The sequence below is a fragment of the Streptomyces sp. MB09-01 genome (assembly GCF_033794505.1).
Classification (GTDB): Bacteria; Actinomycetota; Actinomycetes; order Streptomycetales; family Streptomycetaceae; genus Streptomyces.
In genome coordinates this window covers 1-25,345 of sequence record NZ_JARAYQ010000114.1, presented here as the reverse complement: position 1 = coordinate 25,345, position 25,345 = coordinate 1, and the positions used below count along the sequence as shown (strand labels likewise).

Annotated in this window: 32 protein-coding genes; 7 read left to right on the top strand and 25 right to left on the bottom strand. The window is 69.9% G+C overall.

Going from position 1 to position 25,345, the window contains the following annotated elements:
- Positions 1-994: DEAD/DEAH box helicase (locus tag PV721_RS23255; protein ID WP_319727423.1), on the bottom strand; the 994-nt coding region annotated here is incomplete at its 3' end.
- Between the two features lie 178 nt (positions 995-1,172).
- Positions 1,173-1,538, bottom strand: coding sequence for a DUF6233 domain-containing protein (locus PV721_RS23250; protein WP_319727420.1), 366 nt, complete (start codon positions 1,536-1,538; stop codon positions 1,173-1,175).
- A gap of 217 nt (positions 1,539-1,755) precedes the next feature.
- Between PV721_RS23250 and PV721_RS23245 the strand changes: the two genes are divergently transcribed.
- Together PV721_RS23245 and PV721_RS23240 are read left to right on the top strand one after the other, a co-directional pair.
- Positions 1,756-2,775: a DNA polymerase Y family protein gene (locus PV721_RS23245; protein WP_319727418.1), complete on the top strand. Its 1,020-nt coding sequence runs from the start codon at positions 1,756-1,758 to the stop codon at positions 2,773-2,775.
- Between the two features lie 727 nt (positions 2,776-3,502).
- Positions 3,503-5,032, top strand: coding sequence for a hypothetical protein (locus tag PV721_RS23240; RefSeq protein WP_319727415.1), 1,530 nt, complete (start codon positions 3,503-3,505; stop codon positions 5,030-5,032).
- A gap of 475 nt (positions 5,033-5,507) precedes the next feature.
- Here PV721_RS23240 and PV721_RS23235 read toward each other — a convergent pair whose 3' ends face one another.
- The 5 genes from PV721_RS23235 to PV721_RS23215 all read right to left on the bottom strand — a co-directional run bounded on the left by PV721_RS23235 (position 5,508) and on the right by PV721_RS23215 (position 10,013).
- Positions 5,508-6,794 carry a hypothetical protein gene (locus PV721_RS23235; RefSeq protein WP_319727413.1) on the bottom strand — a complete coding sequence of 429 codons (1,287 nt, stop codon included), beginning with the start codon at positions 6,792-6,794 and terminating at the stop codon, positions 5,508-5,510.
- 152 nt (positions 6,795-6,946) lie between these two features.
- Positions 6,947-7,120 (bottom strand): hypothetical protein, encoded by a 174-nt coding sequence (locus PV721_RS23230; protein WP_319727411.1) that lies wholly within the window; start codon positions 7,118-7,120, stop codon positions 6,947-6,949.
- Positions 7,121-7,319: 199 nt separating this feature from the next.
- Entirely contained in the window at positions 7,320-8,207 is an 888-nt protein-coding gene (locus PV721_RS23225; RefSeq protein WP_319727409.1) for a hypothetical protein, read from the bottom strand.
- 284 nt (positions 8,208-8,491) lie between these two features.
- Complete coding sequence (locus PV721_RS23220; protein WP_319727407.1) at positions 8,492-9,544, bottom strand: DUF6292 family protein; 1,053 nt, start codon at positions 9,542-9,544, stop codon at positions 8,492-8,494.
- Positions 9,545-9,599: 55 nt separating this feature from the next.
- Positions 9,600-10,013: a hypothetical protein gene (locus PV721_RS23215; protein WP_319727404.1), complete on the bottom strand. Its 414-nt coding sequence runs from the start codon at positions 10,011-10,013 to the stop codon at positions 9,600-9,602.
- A gap of 342 nt (positions 10,014-10,355) precedes the next feature.
- On the opposite strand from PV721_RS23215, the gene PV721_RS23210 reads away from it, so the two are divergent.
- Positions 10,356-11,123, top strand: a complete 768-nt coding sequence (locus tag PV721_RS23210; protein ID WP_319727402.1) for a GNAT family N-acetyltransferase — start codon at positions 10,356-10,358, stop codon at positions 11,121-11,123.
- 64 nt (positions 11,124-11,187) lie between these two features.
- Here PV721_RS23210 and PV721_RS23205 read toward each other — a convergent pair whose 3' ends face one another.
- On the bottom strand, positions 11,188-11,619 hold the full coding sequence (locus PV721_RS23205) for a hypothetical protein (RefSeq protein ID WP_319727400.1): 432 nt from the start codon (positions 11,617-11,619) through the stop codon (positions 11,188-11,190).
- An 84-nt stretch (positions 11,620-11,703) separates the two neighbouring features.
- The gene (locus PV721_RS23200) at positions 11,704-11,916 is read right to left on the bottom strand and encodes a hypothetical protein (RefSeq protein WP_319727398.1); all 213 of its coding nucleotides are present in this window, start codon (positions 11,914-11,916) and stop codon (positions 11,704-11,706) included.
- 127 nt (positions 11,917-12,043) lie between these two features.
- Here PV721_RS23200 and PV721_RS23195 point away from each other — a divergent pair, with 127 nt between their 5' ends.
- The gene (locus PV721_RS23195) at positions 12,044-12,298 is read left to right on the top strand and encodes a type II toxin-antitoxin system Phd/YefM family antitoxin (RefSeq protein ID WP_319727395.1); all 255 of its coding nucleotides are present in this window, start codon (positions 12,044-12,046) and stop codon (positions 12,296-12,298) included.
- Positions 12,295-12,546 carry a type II toxin-antitoxin system RelE family toxin gene (locus tag PV721_RS23190; protein ID WP_133900260.1) on the top strand — a complete coding sequence of 84 codons (252 nt, stop codon included), beginning with the start codon at positions 12,295-12,297 and terminating at the stop codon, positions 12,544-12,546. Before PV721_RS23195 ends, PV721_RS23190 begins: the two co-directional genes overlap by 4 nt.
- A gap of 141 nt (positions 12,547-12,687) precedes the next feature.
- Here PV721_RS23190 and PV721_RS23185 read toward each other — a convergent pair whose 3' ends face one another.
- Positions 12,688-15,369, bottom strand: coding sequence for an ATP/GTP-binding protein (locus PV721_RS23185; protein ID WP_319727392.1), 2,682 nt, complete (start codon positions 15,367-15,369; stop codon positions 12,688-12,690).
- Positions 15,370-15,485: 116 nt separating this feature from the next.
- Here PV721_RS23185 and PV721_RS23180 point away from each other — a divergent pair, with 116 nt between their 5' ends.
- Both PV721_RS23180 and PV721_RS23175 read left to right on the top strand, forming a co-directional pair.
- On the top strand, positions 15,486-15,788 hold the full coding sequence (locus PV721_RS23180; RefSeq protein WP_319727391.1) for a hypothetical protein: 303 nt from the start codon (positions 15,486-15,488) through the stop codon (positions 15,786-15,788).
- Positions 15,789-15,864: 76 nt separating this feature from the next.
- Positions 15,865-16,311, top strand: coding sequence for a hypothetical protein (locus PV721_RS23175; protein WP_319727390.1), 447 nt, complete (start codon positions 15,865-15,867; stop codon positions 16,309-16,311).
- A gap of 23 nt (positions 16,312-16,334) precedes the next feature.
- Here the strand turns inward: PV721_RS23175 and PV721_RS23170 are convergent, their stop codons facing one another.
- The 15 genes from PV721_RS23170 to dnaN form a co-directional block, all read right to left on the bottom strand.
- Positions 16,335-18,116: a zeta toxin family protein gene (locus PV721_RS23170; protein ID WP_319727387.1), complete on the bottom strand. Its 1,782-nt coding sequence runs from the start codon at positions 18,114-18,116 to the stop codon at positions 16,335-16,337.
- 39 nt (positions 18,117-18,155) lie between these two features.
- Positions 18,156-18,503, bottom strand: a complete 348-nt coding sequence (locus PV721_RS23165) for a hypothetical protein (RefSeq protein ID WP_319727386.1) — start codon at positions 18,501-18,503, stop codon at positions 18,156-18,158.
- A 48-nt stretch (positions 18,504-18,551) separates the two neighbouring features.
- Positions 18,552-19,013, bottom strand: coding sequence for a hypothetical protein (locus PV721_RS23160; protein ID WP_319727384.1), 462 nt, complete (start codon positions 19,011-19,013; stop codon positions 18,552-18,554).
- A 307-nt stretch (positions 19,014-19,320) separates the two neighbouring features.
- A complete protein-coding gene (locus PV721_RS23155) occupies positions 19,321-19,737 on the bottom strand; it encodes an NUDIX hydrolase (RefSeq protein ID WP_319727382.1) in 417 nt (138 codons plus the stop codon).
- A 143-nt stretch (positions 19,738-19,880) separates the two neighbouring features.
- A complete protein-coding gene (locus tag PV721_RS23150; protein WP_319727380.1) occupies positions 19,881-20,564 on the bottom strand; it encodes a hypothetical protein in 684 nt (227 codons plus the stop codon).
- Positions 20,561-20,878 (bottom strand): hypothetical protein, encoded by a 318-nt coding sequence (locus tag PV721_RS23145; protein WP_319727377.1) that lies wholly within the window; start codon positions 20,876-20,878, stop codon positions 20,561-20,563. The genes PV721_RS23150 and PV721_RS23145 overlap by 4 nt, the downstream gene beginning before the upstream one ends.
- Entirely contained in the window at positions 20,875-21,378 is a 504-nt protein-coding gene (locus tag PV721_RS23140) for a hypothetical protein (RefSeq protein WP_319727376.1), read from the bottom strand. The genes PV721_RS23145 and PV721_RS23140 overlap by 4 nt, the downstream gene beginning before the upstream one ends.
- Before the next feature lie 100 nt (positions 21,379-21,478).
- Positions 21,479-21,709 (bottom strand): hypothetical protein, encoded by a 231-nt coding sequence (locus PV721_RS23135; RefSeq protein ID WP_133900270.1) that lies wholly within the window; start codon positions 21,707-21,709, stop codon positions 21,479-21,481.
- 125 nt (positions 21,710-21,834) lie between these two features.
- Entirely contained in the window at positions 21,835-22,008 is a 174-nt protein-coding gene (locus tag PV721_RS23130) for a hypothetical protein (RefSeq protein ID WP_319727372.1), read from the bottom strand.
- A gap of 19 nt (positions 22,009-22,027) precedes the next feature.
- Positions 22,028-22,357: a Pycsar system effector family protein gene (locus PV721_RS23125; RefSeq protein ID WP_319727425.1), complete on the bottom strand. Its 330-nt coding sequence runs from the start codon at positions 22,355-22,357 to the stop codon at positions 22,028-22,030.
- Positions 22,357-22,503 (bottom strand): hypothetical protein, encoded by a 147-nt coding sequence (locus PV721_RS23120; RefSeq protein ID WP_319727427.1) that lies wholly within the window; start codon positions 22,501-22,503, stop codon positions 22,357-22,359. Before PV721_RS23120 ends, PV721_RS23125 begins: the two co-directional genes overlap by 1 nt.
- Positions 22,504-22,654: 151 nt before the next feature.
- Positions 22,655-23,458, bottom strand: coding sequence for a hypothetical protein (locus PV721_RS23115; RefSeq protein WP_319727368.1), 804 nt, complete (start codon positions 23,456-23,458; stop codon positions 22,655-22,657).
- Positions 23,449-23,991, bottom strand: coding sequence for a hypothetical protein (locus tag PV721_RS23110; protein ID WP_319727366.1), 543 nt, complete (start codon positions 23,989-23,991; stop codon positions 23,449-23,451). The genes PV721_RS23115 and PV721_RS23110 overlap by 10 nt, the downstream gene beginning before the upstream one ends.
- On the bottom strand, positions 23,988-24,182 hold the full coding sequence (locus PV721_RS23105; protein ID WP_319727364.1) for a hypothetical protein: 195 nt from the start codon (positions 24,180-24,182) through the stop codon (positions 23,988-23,990). The genes PV721_RS23110 and PV721_RS23105 overlap by 4 nt, the downstream gene beginning before the upstream one ends.
- A gap of 104 nt (positions 24,183-24,286) precedes the next feature.
- The coding region (gene dnaN, locus PV721_RS23100) for a DNA polymerase III subunit beta (RefSeq protein WP_319727362.1) at positions 24,287-25,345 on the bottom strand (1,059 nt) is incomplete at its 5' end.

Sequence of the window (25,345 nt, the reverse complement as noted above, 5' to 3'; positions counted from 1 at the left end):
GGTCGGGCGGGACCAGCTCGTTGGGCTCTGCGGCGTGCAGACCGGCGGGGCCGTACGGGTCCTCGTTCGACTCGGCCAGGTCGGGGAAGACGAAGAAGCGGCGGCCACTGCCGATGTTCTCCCACTCCGGTGGCGCCGGAATCCGGCTGATCTTCAGTCGGCCGAAGGCGCGCTCCAGTTCGCCCCCTTCACCGAGCGTCGCAGACAGGTAGATCCGCTGCTGGGGGCTGGTGAATGGGCCGTGGGTGAACGTCGGGGAGATCATCGGCCGGATGTACCAGCGCTGCGGGCTGACGTAGAAGAGGCAGGCGCGCAGGTGCGGGCGGATCATCTTGAACCGGTACGAAGCATTGCCGGACAGGGTCGACAGGACCTTGTCCAGGTCGGGGGCATGCTTGGCCACCATGGTCGCCGGCACAAGCCGCACTTCCGTACCGCTGTAGGGGTCGGCCAGGCGGGCCAGCAGGTGGGGGTCGAGGTCGTCACCGAAGACGTCCAACAGCGAGGTGAACTGGCCGTCCGAGGCGGGAATGTCCACCGCCCAGGCCTCTGCGACGTAGTTCTCTGCGGCGTGCGCGTCGTCGAACAGGAGGCTCTGCGCATCCGGGAAGGCCGAGTTGGTGTTGAACACGTGGCTGTAGACCGTGATCGCCACGGCATCGGCGCCTTCGTAGCGGGCGAGGTCCTGGTCGGAGAAGTCGCGGCGCTTGTTGACGAACAGGGCGGCGGGTACTCCCTGGGCCCGGGCGGCTGTCCAGACCTGGTGAGCGAGCTGCTTGGTCGGACAGGCGTACACCGAACGGTGCTTGAAGTGGCGCCGCCTCCAGTCCGCGAGGAGCAGTCCGACCAGCGTCTTGCCCGAGCCGGTCGGGAGCTCCAGGGCGACGTCCGGCTTGTTCACGAGTTCCGGCGAGGCGTAGGCGCGCAGCATGTCGGCCTGGTGGGACCACAGCGCGCCGTGGCCGTTGCTCGTGCGCGGGAGGACGCCGAACAATGCCTCCGGTGTCGGCGGTGCTGTCACCTGCTTCGTGCGCTGCCGAAATCGGACTGGCTGCTTATTGTCGTCCACGCTGACCCCCTCGGCGCCGGATGCCGACGCGTACATTCCGCTCTTCGACGCAGTGATCGTAGTCGCGCCTCACTCAGCCGTCGGCGGAACAGGAGATACGGGCTCAGGGCTCGGTGATGCCGAGTTCCCGGGGGGCGGGGCAGATCGAGCAGGTTTCGACCTGGGGCTGGCGGAGGGCGTCGAGTGCCTGCTCGCGGGTTGCGGGCCGCGTCCGGCCTGAGGCGAGGCGGCAGTCGGCGGTATGGACGAGCATGCGCCCTCCTCTGCCGATGGGGTGCTCCAGCTTCCATTCGTTGAGCGGGGTGACGGCCGGCCCGTTGCGGGCCGCTTCGGTGACGCGGTCCTGGCGTTCGATCTCGGCGATACGGCCGCGGATCAGCTCCAGCAGTACCAGGCACCAGCGCTCCAGCGTCCGCAGTCGCTCGACGTCGGGCGGCAGGAGCCAGTCGAGGTCGCGTCCGGTGGGCATCGCCTACGCCTCCTTATGGCGCTGGAGGTCGTCCGCGGGGGTGCCGGCTTCCCTAGCCGGCGGCTCCGTGCGGCCCTGGATGTGTCCGGGATGGCACGGGCGGGGCAGGGTTCTGTAGATCACCTCAATATCGTATCTCTGTTCGAATCTCCCGTTCCGCTTCCCGGCGTGCTTGTTCGAATAAACTTTCGATACGGTGGCTGTGGGAGGTGTCGCCGTGGACGACGAGCAGAGGGAACCGGCGGGCGCCGGATCCCCGATCCTGCATCTGCGCTGCCCCGTGGACGTGGACCCGGTTTTCTACCGGCTGCTCCTCGGCTTGGTGGCGGACGTGACCCCGGTGGTCCAGGCGGTCCCGCCGTCGGTGCTCGTGGCGGACGTGTCGGGCAGCGTCCGGTTCTTCGACCGGGACCCGGCCGAGCTCGGGCTGATGATCAGGGCTCGGGCGATGGCGCTCTACGGGCTGCCGGTGGTGATCGGCGTCGGCCCGACGTGGTCGGTGGCCGCGATGGCCTCCCGCGATGCCGCGCGCTGCGGCCTGGTCGCCGTCGGGGCCGCACCTGAGCAGGTGGCCGCATTCCTGCACCACCGGCCGGTCGGGGAGCTCTACGGCATCGGGCCTACCCAGGAGCAGCGCCTGGTCCAGTTCGGGGTCCACACGATCGGTCTGCTGGCGCAGCTGCCGGAGGCGACCGTGCAGCGGGTCCTCGGCGGCCGGGCGGGCCGGCAGCTGCGCGAGGTGGCCCGCGGCATCGACCGCCGTGTGGTGGTCCCGACGGAGCTCCCGCACAGCACGGCCGCGCAGCGCCGGTTCACCCTCGACACACTCTCCCCCGAGGCGGTCCATGCCGCGCTGCTGTCGCTGGCGGTCGAGCTCGGCAACCGGCTGCGGACCCGGCGCCAAGCCGCGAGGACGATCACGATGACCGTCACCCTGGCCGACCGCTCCCAGGTCCACCGAAGCCGCCAGCTCGCCGGCGGCCCGAGCGCGCACACCGAGGACCTCCGCGACACCGCGTACGAGATGTACCGGGCGCTGGGCTTCCAGCGGGCGCGGGTGCGCGGCATCGCGCTGCGCTGCGAGCAGCTGGTCGACGCGGCCGCCGTCGCCGAGCAGCTCTCCTTCGACCAGGGCCGCGACCGGCGGCTGCGGGCGGAGAAGGCGATCGACCTGCTCAACGCCCGTTTCGGTTCTGGCACGGTGGGGCCGGCGGCCAGCTACCGGCAGGCCGGCTGACGTCCTCGGTGCGGGTGCCAGGAGGTCCGTGTGTAGGAGTCTGATCTAGTTCAGCAATCGAGCTCAGATCTCAGCAGTACATCAGCAATCGCGGGTAGTTCAGCAGTCTGAAACCTTGATGGACCGTTGCCACGCAACCTGATGGATCGAACGCAACCCTCGCATGGGTACGCCCCTTCCTTCTCCGAGTGGCAGGCCACCAGCGTGGCGTCGATGTCCAGGAGCAGGCCAGGCAGAGCACGGCCGCCGGCCCTCGCCGCGGGCCCTCACCGTTGTCGGTGGCTTGCAGCCAGGCCACCTCGCCTGCTGGGCGCGGGCCGTGCGCAGCAGGACCACAACACCTCGTCGGTGGCCGCGAGCAGGCCAGGCCGTGGACGTGGACGTTACCGGGCCGAATACGTCACCTGGTCGCGCAGGACAGCCAGATCCGTGATGGTTTCGCCGCCGTCGCATCATGGCCAGATCGGGACCCGGCCTGGGTCAAGCCCGGTCCCGCGTGGCCGCAAGGGCCGCAGCGCATCGGAGTAGGCAGCTGTCAGCCCCGTCGCATCGGCGAGATCCGTCAGCAGTGACATGAAGTTCGAAGAATCGCCATTCTTCCACACGATGCGATTGTCTCAATAAGCTAATTTATCTCCAGATTCCTCCTCTCGGACGCGCGTCCCTCTAAGGGTTGGAAATCAAACGCATGAGACCATGACTAATCACAAATCGCACAGGAGGCTACGTGTCCGCAGAGCGATGGGAAGACAGTCTGGCCTTCGCGCTTCTAGAGCACCCCGAAATGTGGCGACTCCGGTCAGTTGAGCGGATCGAGCTATCCAGCCATCGATGGTCCGTACGGACCCGCACTCTCCATGCAAAGCCGTTGCTGAATGTGAACGAACGGCTAACTAACCTCCTTGACGAAGCGCCTGCGACGTACAGAGACAGAAATGGAGAGGTAAGGATCGTCCTCCCGCTCTCGCAAATGACAAAACGGCCAGTCGTTGATTTTGAAAGTAAGGTGAACGGTGAGGAAGTTTCTCGACTTTCGCGGGCAGAAGGGGCGAGCCTACAGGCTCGCTATTTCACTCATCGCGTCAACGCCGCAACAAACGCGAAATTGAGTGTCGATAAACCCCTGGAAGGGCTGCTAGCCGCCATTTTCGGTGCAACGCGTCCACCGGAGGGTAAAGGTGTCGAAGTTTACATCCACGAGCAGGGCGGCATCACCCCTCATGTGGAAGCTGTCGCCAGGGCCGTAGGCCACAAAATCACAAGGCATGTAATTCAAGGGCGAGTTCTTCCTCATGAAGGAAGTGCTGCACAAAACCCATTGATTGCGCTTCCGTACCTCAATCAGCTGCGCGTAATCAAAAATCAGAACACCTTAAACGATGAAGAGCTGAAGGCCCTCTTGCAGAGTCTTTGGCTCCTGCTCGACAGGCTGCGGGATGAGCCGGGCGATGTACGCGAGCCCCTGCTGAAACTCTATGGAGAATACGGACGGCATTGGGAGGCCTTCACGCGCTGCTATGTACCCCTAGATCGACCGTTTCTTGTTAGCGTTTCAACAAAACGCCACATTCAATTCGAAAACCCTGAAGATAGTACCTTCGGAAAGATAAAGGGCTGGATCAAGCCAATCGCTTGGACGCATGCCCGTTTCAACGATGCGTTGACAAACCACGTCAACATCAAGGTATCCGATATGAACGTGGAGCTGTCAGAGAAAAAATGCGAAGCTCGCAACGAACTGAACAGGCCCCTGGAGGTGGCGCCTGATCATATTCACAAGACGCAAGAAGTCTTTGCTGTCTACAGTTCGAAGCGAGAGCGTGATGATCGCTTGTGGATTAAAACACCTCTCCGCATGGCGCGACCAACTGGCTGTATTCATTTGCTAGTACTTGCCACAATTATGGCGACCCTAGTCGTAACTGGAATCGTCTGGCTCTCCGATAGAAGACTGGCCGCACAGCAGCTCGCATTGCTACTAACTCCAAGCACGTTTGCGGCCTCACTCCTCCTCGTTCGAGAATCATCCCATCTCAGCGCTAAATTTACTGGGCGTGCGAGGGGAGCCATCTTGGCCTTTCTGATCAGCCTTTGGGTAGGAGCTTTGGCCCTTTTCTTCAAGGGTGATATCCATGTGGATGAAAAGAAGCCGCCCGGATCAAACCCTTCCTCAACGATCAGTCCATCCGTAGGAGCGGGCCCAAGAACCTCTTCTAGTGAGCCGGTACCTGGCAGTGCGAAGCATTCCCTGCCCTGAGGCTTGGCCAGCGGCTGCTTCGTGCTGTGAGCGGGGAGGCCCTGACCTGGTGGTTGTAGTCGGCGTGCCAGACAACCTCACCGGACACCTACTCGCCCACGAGCGGGAGGGTTCCGCATCTGGGCATAGTGGTGATCTCGGCCAAGCCGATCGCATCCAGGTGGCCGTCGAGGCAGATGGATACCCCAAAGGGTTGGCGGCCGATCACTTCACCAGTGACGGGGATTTCCGACAGGCAGGTCGGCGACCGTCCGGTCCCACGCTGACCGGACCCGGGCGGCGGTCTGGGGGCCATCGTCGGGCTAGGAGTGCTCGTTCATGGGCTGATGATCGCAGGGTGCGCGTGCCCCTCGGGAGTGCTGAACCATCCCGCGAGCGTGGGTGCTGAGAGTTGCTGAAATCGGCGTACCCGCTGGTCGGCATGCTGGCACTCAGATGCTCCCTACACCGTGCAGGACCCGCACCGAGCGGACGGTCAGCACCTGAAGTCGTCGAGTACCTTCCGCGTCGCGGCATCCACCGGCCGGAGCGGGTGCGTGCTGCCGTTTTCAGCGGGCCCCAGGCGCAGGGTCGTTCCTTGGCTGGTGGGGGTAACGAGGAGTACGCCGTGGTCGACGCGGGTCTGTACGGCGTCGTTGCGGTAGGGGCTGGCGGCCAGGCACCCGTGGGCGAGTTCGCGTTCGTAGCGCTCGTAGGGGCCGGCGAAGAAGTGGTCGGCCACTGGGCCCTGCCCCTGCCACACCGCGAGCGCAAGGAGCCCGGAGGCGATGCCGGGTGCCGCGGCCCTGAGGCCGGGTGCCTGGATGAGCCTGGGCCCGGTCCTGTGGACGATCGCCGTGCCCGCGAGCGCGAGGGTCCCGGATGCCGCGAACAGCAGGGTGTAGTGGGAGAAGAGGTCGGCCTCCTTGCCGAAGGTCAGCGGAAGTGCGGTGCAGGCCAGCACCAGCAGGCCCAGCCCGGCCAGGGTCACCGCCTGGAAGCCGTTGAGCTTGGCCGGCCACGCCGCACGGGCCGGTACGAGTTCCTCCTCCCGGCCGACCCACTGTCCCGCGCCGCGCAGTCGTCCCGCCTGCGGGCGGGTGCCGTCGAGGCGGGCCTCGACGAGCAGGTCCAGGACCGCGTCGCCGAAGGCGAGGGCGCGGTGGTGCACCGCGAACTCGTCGTCCTTGAGCCGGCTGGCCTCATCGGCGCGGGCCGGCTGGATGCGCAGCCCGGTTCCGCCGGCGAAGGTCAGGTTCACCGGATGCCCGGGGTCGGGGAATCCGGGCACGGTGGGAGCCGGCCGTCCGCCCCCGTCCGCGCGCACGCCGCCGTCGCGCTCGGGAAAGTACTTCTCGTACATCCGCGGGTGCCGGCGGTGGCCGTGGAGGCTGGCTTGGAGCGCCTCGGCCTGCTCGATCACCGCGTCCAGCAACGGCGAGGCCGGGCCGCTGCGCATCTGGTCGACCACCGCGGCCCCCGGGACTGCCTGCCACAGGCCGCCGGTCCGCGCCAGGACCTGGTTCATCCACAGGTCGCGGATGGGTCCGGGCCATACCCGGGCGGCGGGCAGGCGCTGCGGAGGCCGCCCGTCGGCGAGGTGCGCGCGCAACAGTGCGAGGGCGCTGCGCAGGTAGTCGGTCTCGGCCGCGTAGTGGACCGCGACCGCAATGGTCCGCTGCCGTAGATCGGCCGCGGTCTCGTTGACTCGGTCGGCTGAGGCACGGGCCGCAAGGCCCTGTGCACGCAGCTCGGCGATTGCTCGCTCCCAGCTCCGGCTCATCTGCCATCCCCCTCCAGGTCGGGACCCGTCGTGTTGAGGTTATCTGCCCCAATGACGCAGCCTTCCGCGTGCGGAGAACTGCGGCATCACGGTCTTGACGCTGTTCGCTGTGGGGGCGCGCGGGCGCGGCCGCCACTGCGGTCCGCAGGTCTTCAGCAGGCGCCGAGGGGCTGGCTCAGCACCACGTCGACCGCGGGCCCGCGGCTCTCCACGATCTCCAGGAGCTGGAGGAGGCCCGGGCTGTCGGCGTGCCAGCGGCGCAGCAGCTGCGGGTCCGCGAGCACGTACCGCGCGCGGGCGACCGGCTCGGGGTCCTGCTCGCGCATCTCGATCTCCAGCACTGTGCGGCGCAGCCGCCCCGTCCAGATGGCGGTGTCAGCGCCGTCCGGGAACGGATTCTTGCCCGCGGATGGGCGCCCCGCGATGAGTTGAGACCCTGGTAGGTCAAGGCGCATGCTCAGTCGTGGATGGTGACGCATGCCTGCTTGTCGCGGTGCATGAGCCGTCTCAGACCGCATGATGGATCTAGTTCTGCGGGTAAAGCGGGTCCCACGGGTTAATCGGCGGCGGGAGAATCGGGTCCGTCGGGGTCGGCCGGTGCCCTCCCGGGTCCGTGCACAGGAACGAGAACTTGTTCCCTGGGGTGCAGGTGAAGTCGTTCCACGCATCTGCAAGGCCCATGACGAAGAACGCAACACTGATAGCAAACACGCCCAGCGCAGCCCAGACGCCGGCGTACGCCGCGAGGCGGAGGTGGCGGACAATAGGAGCCGGGCGAGAGAGGTGGCCGGGGGCCGTCCCGTGCTGAGCGCCCAGCTCTGTCAAGGCTGCGCGGATATTGCGCTCGACAACCTCCTCCGGAGCCACCCCAACGGCTCCGGCTCGCGCAAACAGGAAACTTGTCATCTTCCCTGCGGCTTGCCCCACCTTCTCAGCTGCCGCCGCCGATGCTCTGAGCGCGTGAGCGGCCATGGCTCCAAATGAAAGGACTCCAAGCACGATCGGGACGAAGATCGCACCAAACGCCTCTCCCGCCGCGGCTGCCGTAGTCCCCCATGCCGTAAAGGCTGCTCCGGCTGCTGCGGCCCAGGTCGGCCAAGTAGCACCAAAGAACGCAGCCGCGAAGAGTTTGATAATTTGGTCAGATGCCCACTTCCGGCAGGCCTGGAGTGTGTTGCCGACGACATCGTGCTGGTGAAGCCTCTCCAGCAGGCCCTGCAACTCCTTGCTGAGTGCCTCACCGTCGGGCAGGCGGGTCCCGATCCACGACTCGGCCTCAGCAGCAGATGAGACGACAATCGCCACAAGGATCTTCATCGACAGCCAGTCATACTTGAAGCGCGTATCTCCTTCATCAAGGGCCCTGGCGTATGCATTCCTGAGATCCTTGACATGCTGAGCTTCGACAGCCACATCGTGAGTCATATCCAAGCGGCGCTTCGCCCAGATACCTGACACGCATAGTCGAACTCCGTCCCACACCATCTTCATCCGTACGGCTTGAGCTTGTTCCTTATCTTCCGGTACGACGTCGACAAGACCGTCCAACGCCCCGAGCCTCTCAAGGCCATCGGCAAGCCTTGAAGACCCTGGTGGACAAACAAGCTGAAGCCCGACGGCTTGTCCATGTCTGCGTTCTCCCTCTGACTCGACGGTCCGGGATGAGGAGGAGCGCCTGCGGTTCTGGTCTCCAGGGCTCAGGGGGCGGGGTGGGGGCGCTTGGTGCCCTTGCGCCCGTCGCGCAGCGCAGCGAGGAGCTCTTCGGGCTCGGGCCGGAGCCCGCTGCCCAGGTAGCGGATCCCCTCGCCCTCGGGCGCGCTGTCGGTGTCCTTGCCGATGGGGTGCCGGCGGCTGGTCGAGGTCCGCCACCCGTAGCGGGAGTCCCACACTGCAGCGGCGGCCGGCTGGTCGGTGTCGAGCATCACCGCGGCGGCCACGGCGCCTCCGTCGAGCTGGCGCATCTCGACCTGAGCCTGCTGGGCGATGCCGGCCGCGGCCAGGACGTCGGCGGTGTGCTGCAGGTAGGGCTGGGCACCGCGGGCGCGGAGCTCGCGCTCGGCGAACGCGACGGCGGCGCGGTGGGTGATGGCGGGGTAGCCCAGCTGAAGGGCGGCATCCTTCAGGTCGAGGCCGCGATGCTGCTCGACGAGGTCGGCGATCCTGCGGCCGCGGAGGGTGGCCAGGCCGGACTGTGCGGTGGGGAACTTGGTGATGCCAAGGGTGTCGGAGACGGTCTCGACGGTGACGGCGGGGTCGGCGTCCAAGAGCTCGGCGATCCGCGGCAGAATCTGGTCGCGGGGGATCATGTCGCCGCTGCCCTCGCGGCGGCCGCCGCCGGCGCCGCGGCCGGGCCGGCTGTCCTTGTATGCGAGGACCAGGCGGCGGGGCCAGTGCTCGGTGCCCTTGGGGCCCGCGGGCACGAGGACCATGCCGGCGACCAGCTCCGGGTCCCTCTTGTAGGTGTTCCAGGTGACGGGTTCGATGCCGAGCTCCTGGGCGGCCTCGTGGCGGTCCAGGAGATCCTCGTCGTCGTCGACCTGGGGCAGCTCCGGGATCGGCTCGCCGGCGTAGTAGGCCTTGGTCTGCTCCGCGTCCCAGAGCTGGTTGCGGGCGTCGGGCGAGCTGATCGGCGCCGGGTGGTCTTCCGCCGCGTAGGGCTTCTGGTTTCGGAGCGTGGTGAGCTTCTTGCCGAGGGCGTCGGCCAGGTCGGACATGGTCTGGACGTACTGCAGGCGTCCGGCGCGGATCATGTTCTTCTCCTTCATCACGGGGCGGGGCGCTTGTGGCGCCCCGCCGGCGGGGGTGTCAGTCGTTCGTGGGGTCGGGCAGGCAGTTCGGGTTGCACGGCGCGCTGGCTTCGGCGCCGCATCCGTCGCAGGGGCGGGCGGCCGCCTCGATGAGCGGGTGGAGGCGGGCGAAGGCAGCGTCGGCGCTGGTGTGCGGGGTGAGGTTGCCGCCGGCGACGACGTACAGGGCGTGGGGCGGGCGGCTGGTGGTGCGCACCCGGATGCCGGCGGTGTCGCCCGGGCCGCAGGCGAGCTCGGGGATCGAGATGACGCCCGCGGCGGAGATGACGGTGACGCCGGCCTCCGCCAGGAGCTCGGCGAGCCGGACGAGTTGGGCCTCGGCGGCCTCGGCGGTGGCCGGCCAGGCGGAGGCTTCGGCCGCGGCCTGGGTCGGGCTGCCGGCAGGGTGCGGGTGCGTGATGGAGAGGGACATGGAGCCTCCAGGAGGTTGGTGTGTTCGGTGTCGGCGAGCTGCCACGACCCGCCACAAAAAAACATTACCCACCTTACATCACCGTTGGCAAGTGGATCGGGTCCTCAACGGCGCGTCGTACGGATAGACTCGGAAGCGAGATACATCTCTCGGGTCTCCCGCGGAGTGTGTTTTCGGTTGGCCGGCGCCCTTGCCACCCGCCTCGGCGGAAGTGGGCGCCGGCCGCTTTCGTATCTGCCGGCCGCGGGTTGGGCCCGCACTCGGTCAGGTCCACATCCTCTTCATCTTCCGGCTTCCGGCGGAGTGCTCCTGCGCGGGGCCGTCCGCGATTAGCGTGGCCGGATGAAGAGGATCAAGAAGCGCACCCAGCCCCGCACCCGGCACATCCCCGCCCAGCGAGTCATCGACGGCTGGCCCGAGCAGGCCGGAACCATCCGGCAGATCCGCCCCGGAGAGTGGGCCCGGGCCAACGAACTGCTGCCCGCGGCCGGCGTCCAACTGGATCGCTCGGCGACCACCGCGATCGACAACAACACGCTGGGCACCGTCCTGCTGGACGGGCTGGCCACCCACATCGAAGGCTTCCACGAGCACTTCCTCGACTCGCTCAAGGGGCAGGACCTCGTCCAGCAGCTGGTGCCGTGCTCGCTGGTCCTGGTCGCCGAAGACGCCTCCGATCAGATCATCGGGGTGTGCGAGGTGATACCTCCCGCGACGACCATCATGAGCATGCGGAGCATGGGCTATCCGGACGTGATGGCCATGATGCTCGCGGTGACCGTCGGCAAGGTGCGGGGGCTGGCCGTCGACGAGGATGTCCGGGGTCAGGGCTGGGGCAGTGCCCTGCTGCGGCGCACCATGCAGGTCTACGACCAGCTCGGCTTCGTGGCCCTGGAAGGCTCCTTCGATGTCGGCTCGCCGCACCTGGAGGCGTTCTATCGCGGGCACGGCTTCGAGGTGCTCGACGTCGGCGGAAAGGTCCAGATGGACCACCTGGGCCCGGTGGTCCAGATCGGCAGCGACGACAGCGAGCGGATGTTCGTCCGCCACCGTGACACGTCGCACCTGCCGTGGAGTCAAGATCTGGCTCGCGCCCGGCGGGAGATGTGACCCACCGCCGGGATGGACCCATTGACCCCAACGGGTCTAACCACCGCTGAGCGGCTCCTCGTCATCAGAGTCCGGGGCGAGTACCCACTGGCCCCAGCGCTTGCGGGCCGCGTCCGCACTGATGCCGAACGGCTCGCCGATCCGCTCCCACGAAGTGCCGGCAGCACGCTCCTCCAGGACGCACGCGCACCAGGTCGGCCGCCCGGGACTCGACACCCGCGGCCGCGAGGGCGAACACCCCGGGCCAGGCGTCCCCCTGCAGCACGGCCTGGAGCAGGACCTCGCGGACGTTCTGCAGGTGGACGTCGAGGCTGTGCCCGGCGCGGGCGAGGGCGCCGCGGGCCGGCTGGGCCTGCTTCGCCCGGCGGCGGTCCCGGTACGCCTGGTCCCGGCACAGGCGCGGCCGCGCGCAGTACCGTCGACGGGAAGGGCCATCGCCCAGCGGTTGGCCGCACCACAGGCAGCGCGGGCCGGGCTCCCGGCCGCTGTCGTTCATATCCGGACCGTACGGCCGTCCACGTGCGACGGCCACCCCCGTGTCCTCGCACTCGTTCCCTTGGGGAACAGGCGGTCACGGGGGCTACTCGGCCCAGCTCTCCGGGCCGATCTCCCGCCAGTCCACCAGCGCGGGGTCGGTGAGGTCGAAGGACTCGGGGTCGTCCATCCCCGCCTCGCGAAGGAACTCGACAATGTCGGAGACCCGATAGGCCGTTCCGAGAACGGCCCCGTCGTAGCGGACCTTCGGCCAGCCGCGCTCGTCGGGCGGGTAGACGACCAGCCGGTGCTCTGTCATGCGTCCACCCTGGGCGACCCGCCGGCCGGGCGCACCGTGGGGCGGCTGGCCGGGTGCGGGGAGAGCCGACCTTTGCCCTGCTCCCAGAAGCCCCCACCAAAGGCGCGTGAAGTGTACACTTCTGCGCATGAGTGACACTCTGCCGATCACCGAGGCTCGGGCGAAGTTCGGATCACTGGTCCGCCGCACGTCCCACGCCCGCGAACGCATCACGATCACCGACCACGGCCAGCCTGCGGCCGTGCTCATCAACCCCCAGGAACTGGCCGACCTCGAAGACGCCCTGGCCCTGGCCAGGTATCGCGAGCGCCAGTCCGCCGGGACCACGGCGGCCACGCCCCACGATGACGTCCGTGCCCGTCTCGGCCTGGAGCGCGGGTGACCTACGAGATCGTCTGGGACGAGCCCGCCATCGATGCGGCCGCCCGGTTCCTCAAGGACGACGCCGACGGGCTGCGCCAGCTCATGGACGCCGTCGACCTGCTCGCCGACCAGCCCCGGCCCGAGGGCAGCACCCCGTACGGCTCCCCGGACCTGCGCCGGATGCACGTCGGGCGCTACCGGGTCATGTACGAGATCACCGAGGCCACCGTCACCATCGTGGTCATCCACGTCGGCCGCCTCGGCTGACACCCCGCAGCAGCAGACGGTGAAGGGCAGGACCCATCGGGGTCCGGCCCTTCACCGTTTTCGTAAGACCTATTGGTCCCAACAGGTCTGACAGCGTCTGAGCTGTTCGTCTCCCACGTCGGAGCGAGAGGGACCGCGTTCTTACTGCTGTGCGCGGAGCTGGTCGCGCCGGGCCTGGACCAGGTCACGCCAGCGGGCACGGACGGTGTCGGGGCCGTCGAGCCAGGACACCGCCGAGGGTTCGGGCATGCGCAGGTCGGCCATGTGGTGGGCGGCGTCGACGCAGTAGCGGTAGTCGCCGGTCCGGGTCAGTTCGGTGAGGCGGGTGATGGCGGCCCGGGCCTTGTCTTGCTCGCCGGTGACGGCGTGGTGGAAGACGAGCGCGAGTTCGAGGGCGGCCTGGGCGGCGGTGATGCCTGCCTCGTGGATCTCGGTGCGCAGCGTGCGGGCCTCGTCGAGGGTGGCCAGGGTTCCGGCCTGGCGGGCGAGGGCGGCGACCTGGACGGTGAGGGCGGTCGCGCGCTGGTCCAGCCCGGTCAGGAGGTGCTCAGCGAGGGTGATCTCCTCCCCGGCCCGGTCGGGGTCGGCGAAGGCGTAGGTGAGGGCGATGTTGGCCTGGGCGATGGCCTGCTCGCCTCGGTTGCCGTGCTGTTCGGCCTCGGTGCGGGCGGTGGTGAAGGCGGTGGCGGCCTGGGCCATGTCGCCGTGGGCGAAGCGGATGTCGCCCAGGACACGGTTGCCGCGGCCGGGCCAGCCCAGGGTGCGGGCGGTGGCGAGCGCGGCGGGGAAGTCGCCGCTCACGCGGGCGAGGTGGGCCAGGCCACGGGCCGCGTCGGGAGCGAGGCGGCCGCCGCCGTCGGCGACCCGGCGCATCCCGTCGCGGGACGCTTCAGCCTGGCCGAGGTCGCGGTACGCCTTGGCTCGGTAGTACAGGGCCAAGTCGGCGAGCTCGGCGGGCAGCAGGCCGCTTTCGAGGACTTCGGTGAGCCGGGAGACGGTGGTGGAGCGGTGCTCGTGCTGCCGGCGGCCGAGCGCGGACAGGAGCTCGGCCAGGGCGTCTGCGCCGGTGGCGATCTCCTCGTCGCCGTCCCGGGCCGGGAGGGGCAGGGGCTCCCACACGTAGTCGTCGGTGTAGGCGAAGGCTGCGTCGGTGAGCCAGCCCAGGTCGAGCCGGTGGTCGCGGGCCAGGGCCAGGCCCTGGCGCAGGCAGCCGACCAGAAAGCGCCGGTCCGGACCGGGGGCCGCCTGCCACTGCCCGCCGAGCGCGGCCAGGGCGCGGGACGCGGCCTGCTTCCAGTCGGTGTCGGTCCAGCGGTCGTCGGTGGCATCGTCGGCGGTCCGCAGAGTGGAGCGGATCAGCGCGTGCAGGTGGTACGGCCACAGGGCGAAGTCGTCACGGCGGACGAAGGGCCGCTCCACCATCCGGGCGGCGGCAGACAGGTGCGGCAGGCCGGCGGTGGCGGTGGCCAGCGGCAGGTCGAAGGCGTCCAGCAGCGACACGGCGCGCAGCAGGTGGCGCTCGTCGGGGGTGAGGTCGGCGAGGGTGCGGGTCAAGAGGGCAGGGAAGTCGGTGCCGAAGTCGCCGGCGGACGGGCTGCGGCCGGTGCGGTGCAGTTCCAGGAAGCGGTGGGCGGCGAGGTCGAGGTAGAGGGGCAGCCCGTGGGACTGCTCGGCGATGACCTCACGAAGTGCCGGGGCGATGAGGGGCTGTCCGTTGCGGGTCAGGCGGCGGGCGAGGTAGTCGGTGCAGTCCTCCGGGGAGAAGTCGCCGATGAGGACCTGCCGTCCAGGCCCGGCTGAAGGGTCGGCGGGGCGGGGGCCGGGGATGGCCTGACCTGCCAGGCCGGGCCAGGCGGTTGGGCCGGTGTAGTCGAGCTGGCCCTCCAGGGCGGCGTCGGCCCACTGCAGGCGGCCGCGGCCGGTGACGATGAAGAACGCGTTGGGCAGCAGCCACACCAGGCGCTGCAGCAGGCGTTCGAGGTCGCGGTGGGTACGGGTGCCGGTGTCCTCGAAGGTGTCCAACAGCACCACCGGGAGCACGGCTTGGTCGACGGGGAGCCGGGAGAGCTCGAAGGCCAGCAGGTGCGGGTAGTAGGAGAGCACGTCGAGGTCGGGCTCGGCGTCCAGGAGATCGGCCAGCCGGTGACAGGCGGCCAGCGCCCGCACAGTCTGCCTGCGTTCGCGCAGCGCGGTGGTCAGGGCGCCGGTGAGGGCGCCGACCGCGGTGCCGACGGTGCCGGGCAGCAGCAGGGCCTGGGCGACATCCGAGAGCACGGACTGCACCTGCTGCGGCAGCGCCTTCCCGAAACGGGCAGCCAGTCCGCCGCGGTTCAGGTACTCCTCCAGGCTCTCGCCCGGGTGCTGGTGCTCCCAGTACCTCTTCAAGGCGATGTCGAAGGCGGGCAGCGGCCGGCCCAGGTGCGCGGCAAGGGCGAGGCGCAGGGTCAGGATGATGCGCTCGAAGTCTGTACCGGCCGACCGGGCGAGGTCGATGCGGACCGGCAGCAGTGCCGGGCGGGCGGGCCAGGCGGGTTCGCCCCATCGGGCCGGGCGTCCCCCGGCTCCGGCGAGGGTGGCTTCCAGGGTGCGCGAGAAGGTGGTCTTGCCGATCCCGCCGACCCCGTGGAACACCAGGATGTTGCTGCGCGGGGCCTCCAGGTCCTCGACGTCGATGGAGGCGGCCGCGATGCGGGCCAGGTGCTCGGTGAGCGCGCTCTGGACCAGCTCCCACTGCCCCTGGCGGTTCGTGAAGGCCGCCGCGGCCTCCAGCCTTCGGTCGTTCGAACTGAACAGCGCCCGCAGGTCCCGCCCGTTGCCCGTCATCGCATCCCCCAGTGATTTGCCTGTAGGGCCAACCTAAGCCCAGGTAGGACGTGGTGAAGGTACGTCACGGACAATGGCCGACCACGTACGTCCGCACGGCCTTGAGGTGCACCACCATGAACGATCCGCTCCCTCCCGAAGATCTTGACCGGGCCCCGTTCCACCTGCCCGGCACGGACCGCGAGCAGGCCCATCGGCTGGTGATGCGGGTGGTCGAGGCGTACAACGCCCGCCTCGTTGCCGCCCGCCGTTCCCCCGACCCGGAAGCGGCAGACGTGGTGGCCGCCTGGCGGGAGGCCCGAGATCGCGCGGTCGAGGACGCTGACCGGCTGGCCGACGCGGATGCGGACGAGGCCGCGCGGATCGCGATGGCTTATGCCGCCCGGCTCCGTGAGCTGCAGGAGGGCGGTCTCGCATAGCCGCGATCCATCAAACGCGCGGCCGCACGGCCACTACCCTGACGGCAGAACTTCCTGGACCTGAAGGGGGGCCGGCGTGCCCGACCAGAACGCCCGCAGTGAGGACGGCGGGAGCACTCCCCCCGCCGACGGCGCAGCCGTGAGCGTGCTCAAGGGCGCCGCCTTCGTGGCTGCCCTCGCGGCCGGCCTGCTCATCAAGGCCGCCGTGAAGCGGTCCGCCGCCGGGGTTGCCGAGCCCGACAGGTCGCCCGGCGCCCGGAACCTGACGCCTGAGGAAATCGAGTTCGACGCCATCGTGCGCTCCGTCGCAGAGACCGCCTGGAGGGTCAGGAGCGTCGTGACGAACGGCTTCACCGTGGAAGCCGAGATCGAATCCGGCGGGAGAGGAACGTGGATCGCTACGTTGGCCTTTGATCCTGAGACAGGCGATTACCGGCGGTCCGGCCCCTACCCGGACGCCAAGGCCCCTTGGTTCTTCGGTGACGAGGTGCGGCGCCGGATCAGGGAAGCAGCGGCCCGCTGAGACCGCTGGCCCACCCGAGTGCATCACTGCGGCTGGAGGGAAGCGGGCACCGGCAGAAACTGGGGTTGGGCCGGGTTCTCCACCCGGCGGGCCTGCCACGCGGGCGGCATCAGGGGCTGCGCCTGGGCGGTCAGGCCGTACAGCTCATCGGCCAGACGCGGCAGCCGCTGATGCAGGGCCCGCTGGACGGCGTGGAAGCGGGCTGCCTCCTGCGCGGTGTAGGGGCGGCGGCGGGCCGCTGCCAGAGCCCAGCAGGCCCAGCGGTCCATGCCCAGCGCCCGGTGATCGCCGTCGATCACCCGGACCGCTGCGACGGCCGGGTCGGCGGCCGCGGCCGCCACGATGTCGGCCCCGACGGCACAGGCCTTCGCGTGTGCGGCGCGTGTGGGCAGCTCGGAGTGCCCGTCGAGTTCCAGGGTCCGGACGTAGTTGACCAGGGTGCGCTGGCGGCTGTCGGCGGCCCGGGCGGCGACGGCAGCGACCTCGACCCGGTATCCGGCCCGGGCGAACCGGGCCGCGCTCGCGATGAACTGGCCCACGTCCGCGAAGGCGGATTTGATCACCAGTTCGCCGCGCCGCTCGCGTACGTACGCCTCGGCCTCGGCCTGCCACGCCTCGGTGTCCGGGCGGACCGCCTCCGGTGCGGTGCGGGGCTGGTCGATGACCAATTGGAAGTAGTCCGGGTGAGAGCCCCTCAGCAATTCGGGGTCCAGCAGGACCGTGCCTGGCCTCATGGCCCGGCGCAGCATCCATCCGGCTTCCAGGGATCGCGCGCCGGGCTCGGCGACGAGGTAGACCACCAGCGGGTCCGGCCGGAAGACGGCCCGGCGCAGGAACGAGGGGGCGATCAGTTCGTCGAAGATCCAGGCGTGCTCGTCGGGGTTCAGCCGGTGGTAGCCGGTGCCGGGCGGTCCCGGGAGAGGGTGGGCGACACGGCGGACCGGCTCGGCGGCCGCCGCGGCCCGCTCGGCGTCCCGGGACACGGCAAGCCTGCGGTCCGCCGGCAGCCGCTCGTCGTGGACGAGGACTTCCGCGCGCACGAGGTCGCGGCGGAAGACACGGGTCTGGGGGCCGTTCCAGGGCCGGAGATGCTCGGCCCGGAGCACTGCGGCGGCGGCTTCGGGACGGAGCCACCGGCTGCCGACCAGTTCGTTGTTATAGAGCGGGTCGAGGCCGCGGCGGACCACCATCACCCGGTCCACCAGCCGCTCCGCCTCGACCAGCGCCACCGTCTTCGGCAGGCCGGTCGTACAGCCGTCCTGGTTGTCCCAGGCGACGTAGCGGCCGCCGCCGTCGGCGTCCGGGTCGAAGAACCTCTTCAGGACGGCCAGCTGGCTGACCGCCTCCGCGACGGCCAGGACCACCAGCTCGATCCGGTACCCGGCCGCCCGGTAGACGGCGGAGACCTGGCGGATCTCGTCGGGATCGGCCAGCGCCAGCTCCAGCACCACGTCCAGCCGGGCCGAGCGGGCGTACGCCTCGACCTCGGCCTGCCAGCGCCTGGTGTCGGGGCGCACGCCCGTCCCGGCCGTCCGTACGTCCTGCTCCCGTAGCCAGGCGTACTTGCGATGCGCGGGCTTGTAGAGATCGCTGCTGATCCGGACGGCGCCTCCGCGTGCGGAAAGCGCGGCGTACAGCAGTTCAGCCGTCCTTGTCTTCCCGCTGCCGGGCTGCCCGGCGACGATCACGAGCACGGGCCGGTCCTGCGGGACCGCGCCCGCCGTCCACCGGGGTAAGCACGCGGCCAGGATCTGCAGGTGCTCTGCCTCCCCCAGGGGCACGGCGGACACGGTGCTGACGGTCACTGCTCCTTCCTTCCTGGCACGGGTATGCGGGCCGGCCGACTACAGCCAGCGGAACGCGTCGCGGACCTGTGAGGCCGCGGCGGACAGGTTCTCGCCGTGCAGGCGTCCGTCGAACTCGTACGGGTCCTCCAGGCCGTTCATCACGGCGTCGGAGGCGGCGACCAGGACGGAGGCGAACGCCTCATCGACCCTGGCGTTCTTAAGCGCCTGGACGATGTCCTCCTGGTCAGCGTGGCCGCGCTTGATGGCGTCGGCGAGCAGTGCGAGCGCGGCGGCCGCGGCCGGGGCGAGATCGGAGAGGTCTTGCCCGTCGGCGGTGTGGGCCGGGCTGTCAATGCCGGTGATCGTGGCCAGGTACTTCGGGGTCTGCGGGATCTCGTCGGTCATTGCGACTCCTGGAAGTAGGCGATCTGGCTCAGCTGCGGGGCGACGGGATCACGCGCCCTCGGGCAATTGCGGGAACTCGGGGACGAAGACAGGCGTGCCGCCCATGTGGGTGATGGCGTGCGCCTGCCCCAGCAGAGCGTTGAAGCGGTTGTGAAGCTGCCGCGCTTCGGACAGCCGGCCCTCCCGGGCGTAATGCCGTTCCATGCAGATGATCGCGTCCGCGAGCCACTTGATCTCGTGACGGTAGAGGGGGAGACGGGCGCGCTGCGGGTCGGGCTGCACCACGGAAGCGGCGCCGGCGCGCTGGTACAGCATCGCCATCACGTCGTGAACGGTGAGCAATACCTGGCCGAAGCGCGGGGGGCCGTCCATCCAGTGGCGGCGCAGCCGGTCCGCTTCGAGTAAGGCCCGTTCCAGTGCCGCAAGTTCGTCCAAGTTGATGGCGATGGCTTCCGGCTGTTCGGGCGTGCTCGGGGTCGGGGTCGGGGTGGTCTGGTTCCTGCGGAACACGGGTCCTCCGTTGTTGAGTCGTAGCAGTGATCAGGCTTGTGGGAGAAGTAGGGCCGGGAGATCCGCCCCCTCAAGAATGCCAACTCAAAGTTGGCGTGTCAATATGAAGTTGGCCAACTTTATATTGGCCTACTGGTGTTGCGGGCAGGCCAACGCCCCCGACCTGCGGCAACAAGGTCGGGGGCGCAGGAGGATCTCTCGGTTCCGGCCCAGGCCGGTCAGGAGCCTGCCCGGGAACGACGAGCGCGGGCGCCCGGCCGGGGGAGGCCATGCGCGACACTCGGGCACGCGGGTATCCCGTGCCGCCTCAGAGGTTGGGGGATACAGCCGCGCTGATGATGTCGGCGTGGTCGAACGCCAGCTGCTCCGGCAGATCGCTCAGGGGCCACCAGCGGGCGGTACGGGCGTCGTCCCCGGCCGTGGCCACGGTGCCGTCGGGGACGATGACCATGTACGCGAAGGTAACGTAGGCGCCGCGCGGGTCGCGGCCGACCTGGTCCCAGACGCCGATCTGGTGGAGGTTGCCGACGGGCACGTGGACACTGGTCTCCTCGGCCAGCTCGCGGGCGGCAGCCACGAACGGCGCTTCTCCGGCGTCGACATGGCCGCCAGGCAGCGCCCAGGCCCCTTGGAAGGGCGGCCAGCCGCGCTCGATCAGCAGGACGTCGCCGCCGGGGGTCAGGGCGACCACGTCGGCGGTGTAGATGTTCTCGGTCTCAGTCATGTTCGCCTTTCGGTTGAGGTGAGCGAGCGCCAGCCGAACCAGGCCGTCGGCGACCGCCCGGGCCGGAGGCTGGCCTGCCTCCGGGCCGGGCGGCCGCCCGCGGCGACCGGCGGGCGCTCGGCGGGCGCTCGGCGGTGCGGGAACTACCGGGTGCGGGCGAGCCCGGCCAGGATCCGGGCCAAGAGCCGGCGCAGCAGGGTGCGCCAGGTGTTCGGCCCGGGAGGTACGGGTGCGGCGGCCGGCGGCGCCGGATCGGGGTCGGGCAGGTCGTGGCGACGGGCCTGCCACATCGCGGCGGGCCAGGTAGCGGTGGGGAACCCGGCGGCGGTCAGGGTCTCGGTGAGGAACGCCCAGCCGGCGGACCGGTCTTCGGTCTCGGTGCTGGCGTAGGTGACGCCGGGCTGGAGGCCGATGGCGAGGTGCCAGCGACCAGTGATGAGGTCGCGCTCGGCGGCCCATGCCCCGCCGTCCCAGCTCTGCAGGGTGCCGCCGCCGTGGGAGCATCCCGCACTGTCGCGCAACCAGAGCGCGGCGAGCTGGTGCGTCCAGCTGCGGGCGGCGGCCGGGGAGGTGTGCTGAACCCAGGTGGAGACGGTCGGGCTGAACCACTCCTCCCAGAGCATTGCGTAGGCGATGCCGTCGATGGTGTGGACGGTCAGGTGCTCGCCGCGGAAGCGGATGTCGTCCTCGGCCGAGGGGGCCTTGAGGCGGGCGGCGAGTTCGGGCGCCTGGTGGAAGTGGCCGTGCCGCAGGCCGGCCAGGTGGGGGTAGTCGGACCAGCCGTCGCACTCGGCGAGCGGGCTGGCCTCGTGGCCGGTGGCGCTCACGACGCCTCCAGTGCGGTGAGAGCCACGCGAGCCCGCTCCAGGCGCTGGCCGGCGGAGTCCTGGACGTAGCCGGCGGCCTCGTCAACGATCTCCATGATGTCCTCGGCGCCCTGGTCGGCAATCCGGCCGCCGATCTCGGTCAGCAGGCCGGAGATCATCCCGAGCACGCTGCCGTCCTGGTTCCGGTCGTCGTAGAGGGCCTGAAGGACAGCGGCCTGGTCCTCGTGGTCGGCGGTGTCACCCAGGGCGTTCTCGCGCAGCGCGTGCAGGCCGAGGCGGATGGCGGCGACGGCGGTCGCGTTGTCGGCGCTCACCAGTGGGTCGCCTTCACCGTGGCGACCAGGGCGGCCAGGGTCTCCCAGGAGTGGTGCCAGCTCTGGTCGAGGCAGTACCGCCCATTCATCCCGAAATCAGCCAGGTTGAAGAAGTTCTTCTTCCCGGTGGCCTCGGCGAGCCACTGGAAGAGGCCCTGGGGCACCCTGCGATCGGCGGCGAAGTGTGTGGCCCCCGAGACCAGGAGAGCGGCGGCCAAGGCGGCCGGGTGCAGGCGGATGCCGAGGACGCGGGTGCCGGCGACGAGGACCAGGCCCTGGGTGGTCGTGTACTGGATGACGTGGTGGAGGCAGGCCCGGCGGCCGCCGTCGGTACCGACGGTGGTGACCGTACCGTCCTCGTGCTCGTACGTCACCGGGGCGGCGTCGGTGGCGCCCTTGGCCTGGGAGTCGAAGTCGGATTGGCCCCAGTGGTCGGCGTGATCGGCCGCGGCGCGCAGTAAGGCATAGGCGGCGGCGAAGGTGGCGGCACGGTGGTTCATGATGAGTGTTCTCCTCGGTTCTGCTCTGGACGGGGAGCCCTGGGGGCGGCCGTACCTCTTGGCCGATGCTGCGGCCGCCCCTGGGATCTGCGGCGCCGGCCTACTGGTCGGCGGTGTAGCGGTTGACCTGGTTGCGGACGTGCTCACGGCTGAAGTCGAGGTGGTCGGCCACCGCCTTCTGCGTGAGGTTCTTGGCGTCCATCTCGGCCTTGACCGCTGCCCAGTAGGCGCGGTGAGCGGCTTCGATGGCCTTGTCCCGGGCCTCGGCGGCCTTGTCGAGGCGGGCCTTGGCGGCGGTGGCCTCGGGGGTGTCGGGCCTGGTGGGGGTCATGGTGATCAGCTCCGTGACGGTTGAGGGACGATGTAGCTGCCCCCTGCTCCGGTTGAGAGCGGGTTGGGCTGGCCCGGGGCGGGCGGCGCTTGGTTGGTAGCCGGTGGTGCCGCCCGTCCCGGGGGTCAGAGCGCCTTGGGCTTGCAGGCGTGCGCGAGGGCGATGTCGAGGATGGGTCCGATGCGGCCGGGGTAGTCGGTGATCTGCATCGAGAGCCCACACCTGTCGCACTTGTACGTCGCGGACTTCATCGGGGTGGTCAGGCGGGTGAAGGCCTGGCGGATCAGGTCGGTGAGCATGAGGGTTTCCTCCGGTCGGTCAGGCGACGAGGGCGACGATCCCGGCGAGGACCAGCAGGGCGACGGCACCGGCGGTGATGTCGATGGCGAGCCGGAGCACGCGGAACTTCTTCGCGGCGATCCGGGAGAGGACCACGATCCGCTCGGCGCTGCGGTCGGAGGCGATGTCGGCGGCGGCTTCCTCGGGCGTGCAGGTCGCCCAGTGGAGGTAGGAGCTGCTGACGTCGCCGCCGAGGCGGGGGCGGACGATGAGCAGGACCAGGATCATCGCGGAGGCCAGGGCGGCCGCGCCGATTCCGGCGGCGACGGTGGCGGCGGCGGGGAGGTCGTGACCGGGGACGGCGGCGATCAGGACGGCGAGGGGAGGCCGAGGACGGTCAGGAGCGCGGACGCCTTGGCGTCGGTCCTGCCCATCTCGGCGATCACCTCGGTGCGGGCCTGGGCCAGGCGCGCCTCGGTGGGGGCGGCCTGCGATAACTGCTGGGTCTGCTCCATGATTCGTCGCCTCCGGTCGTCGGTGCGGACCCTTGCCCGCACCACAAGAATGCCAAGTATGAGTTGGCATGTCAATGCATACTTGGCCAACTATGAATTGCCGTAAGAGAGTGCGCCGCCTGCCCTGTTGCTGGGCAGGCGGCGCGCGGGACTACTCCTCGTCGGGGTCGGCGTGCAGGTAGTCGTAGGCGGAGCAGGCCCTCCCCCACACCTCGCTCGCGTACTCGGCCGGCTCCTGGGCGCACAGGCGGGCGTAGAGGTCGGGGAAGTTGCGGCCGGTGCCGTCGCCGTCGGGATCGTTGTCCATGGCCTCGGCCAGGGCGTACGGGTCGGTCGGCACCCGGGGGTCGAGGTGATCGAGGTCGGGGCGGAAGACGCCGGTGGCGATGACAGTGCCCTCCACGTGCGCGGTGGAGTGCAGCTGCCTGCGCAGTCTGGCGGCGAACTCCTCGGCACGGCTCTCGTGTTCGTACGGGCCGATCCGTACCGGGTCCAGGCCGGGCCGGTCGAGGATGACGGCGTGGCCGACCGGGTCGGTGTAGCGGACGGGCCGGCCGAGCTGGTGGGCGTAGGTGATCTCGGCGCGGGTGGAGTCGCCGACGTAGCCACCTACGTTGACGACCAGGACCTCGTCGCAGGCCCGAATCTTCCAGCGGTGCAGCGCGTCGAGCGCGGTCTTGAGCTCCTCGGCGGCCGCGGGCTCCTCCCACAGCGGATGGGCCTTTTTCATGTCGCAGCCGGGGGCCAGGACGGCGTGGCCGGCGACCGTCTCACGGAAGTTGGCCTCGGCGAGCTCGCGCCAGAAGCGGGTGGAGCCGCAGAGGGTGACGACCTTGGGCCGGTCGGTGGAGGTGTCGGACGGGTTGAGCAGCTGGTCGGAGGCGGCAGGGGCGGCTGCCGCAATGAGGCCGGCGACCTGGAGGTCGTGGTGGTGGTGCTCGGGGTTCATCGGCATTTCTGCTCCTTCGGGATGGGAGGGCGCGGGCGGCGCCGGGCGGGTTGGACGGCGGGCTCGGGAGTGCATGCTCGGGGTTCAGGTGATCGGTCCGAAGGCGGCTGGAGTTCGCTGTTCGCGGCTCGGGCCTGGGCGTGGCGCCAGGAGTTGGCCAGGTGCAGCACGGCCTTCTCGTACGTCGGGGGGTCGGCGGCGTCGGCGGCGTCGCTGGCGGCGGCGAGCGCCTGGACGAGGGCGACGGCTTCGGGGACCGTCAGGTCGTCGAGGACAGCGAGCTCGTCGCCGCGGAACGGGTCGATGCGGAGCTGACCGTATTCGTCCTTGATGCGGTCGTGGTCTCGCTGGATCACCTGCCGGCGCACGACTGCGCTGCGGGGATCCGGAGCCGGTCGTCTCGGCCAGGGGCGGAGCACGTAGAGGCCCGCGGCGAAGAAGCGGGGCGCTGCGCTGACCAAGCAGGCCACGACGATGAGGCCTCCGCCCCACAGCAACAGCGAGTGGATCCACTGCTGGGCGGCGTCCACCAGCGTCATCGTCCCGTCGTCCGCAGCTCGTGCGCGTGGCAGAGGACGGGGCCGATGAAAATGCTGATCCTGTTCACCGTCCACCGTCCTTCGGTGAGTGGGCCCGGCGAAACCTCGTCGACGATCCTGCCGGTCTTACCCTTCGCCCTGGGGTCGTCCTCACAGGAAAGGATCTCCACCTCGGCGCCAGCGTTGAACATCTGGTTCTCCTTGCGTGGTTGGTGTGCTGGGGGTGACTGCGGGGTGGCGGTCGCCACCGCGGGCGGGGGCGGCCGGCCGATTGGCGCGGCCGCCCCGGGGCGGGTCAGCCGGACTGGCGGATCGGCATGATCAGGCAGCGCAGCGCGGTGGGGTCCGCGTCGGTGGCCGTGAGGAGGGCCGGCTTGACCGGGTTGACGATCTGCAGGCGGATCCGGTCCGTCTTGAGCGCGGTGATGCCGTCGAGGAGGTAGCCGGGGTTGAAGGCGATGGTGACGGGGGCGCCGGTGAGCAGGTCGGTGGTGGCGGTGACCTGGTCGCGGGCGGAGGCGTCGTCGGCGGTGCCGGCGCTCAGCATCAGGGCGCCGTCGGCGAGGTGGAGCTTGACGGGGTGGCCGCGTTCGGCGACGAGGGCCATGCGCTTGACGGCATCGGCGAGTTCGGTGGCGTCGAGGTCAGCGGTGGCGGTGAAGTCGGTGGGCCACAGACCCTTGTGGTCGGGGAGCTGGCCGTCCATGGCGCGCAGGGTGAGCGTCCGCGTGCGGCCAGCCAGGCCGAGGACGCCGTGGGAGGCGGGGAGGGTGAGGGGGACCTGATCGTCGGTGGCGAGAATCTTGGCGGCTTCGGCGAGGGACTTGGCGGGGATGGTGGTCTGAGTGGTGGCGCCGGTGGCCGCGGCGGGGGTCCAGGGGATGGGGCGAAGGGCGAAGCGGTAGCGGTCGGTGGCGGCGAAGGTGATGGTGTCGTCGGTGATCTCGGCCTGGATGCCGGTCAGGATCGGGAGGGCGTCGTCACGGCCGGCGGCGGTGGCGACCTGGTGGATGGCCTCGGCGAGCGCGGCCCCGGCCACGGTGCCGCTGGCGGCCGCAGGCCGGGGCAAGGTGGGGTACTCCTCCAGCGGGAGGGTGTGCAGGGTGTAACGGGTGCGTCCGGAGGTCAGGATCAGGCGGGTGCCGTCGAGTTCGAGGTCGACCGGGTGGCTGCCCTTGATCGTGCGGGTGATGTCGGCGAGGAGCCGGCCGGAGACCAGGACGGTGCCGGGGGTGGTGACCTCGGCGTCCACGGTGGCCTGGGCGCTGGTCTCGTAGTCGAAGGCGGCGACGGCCAGGGCGCCGATGGCGGCCTCCAGCCGGATCGCGGCGAGGACGGGGACGGGGGGCCGGGC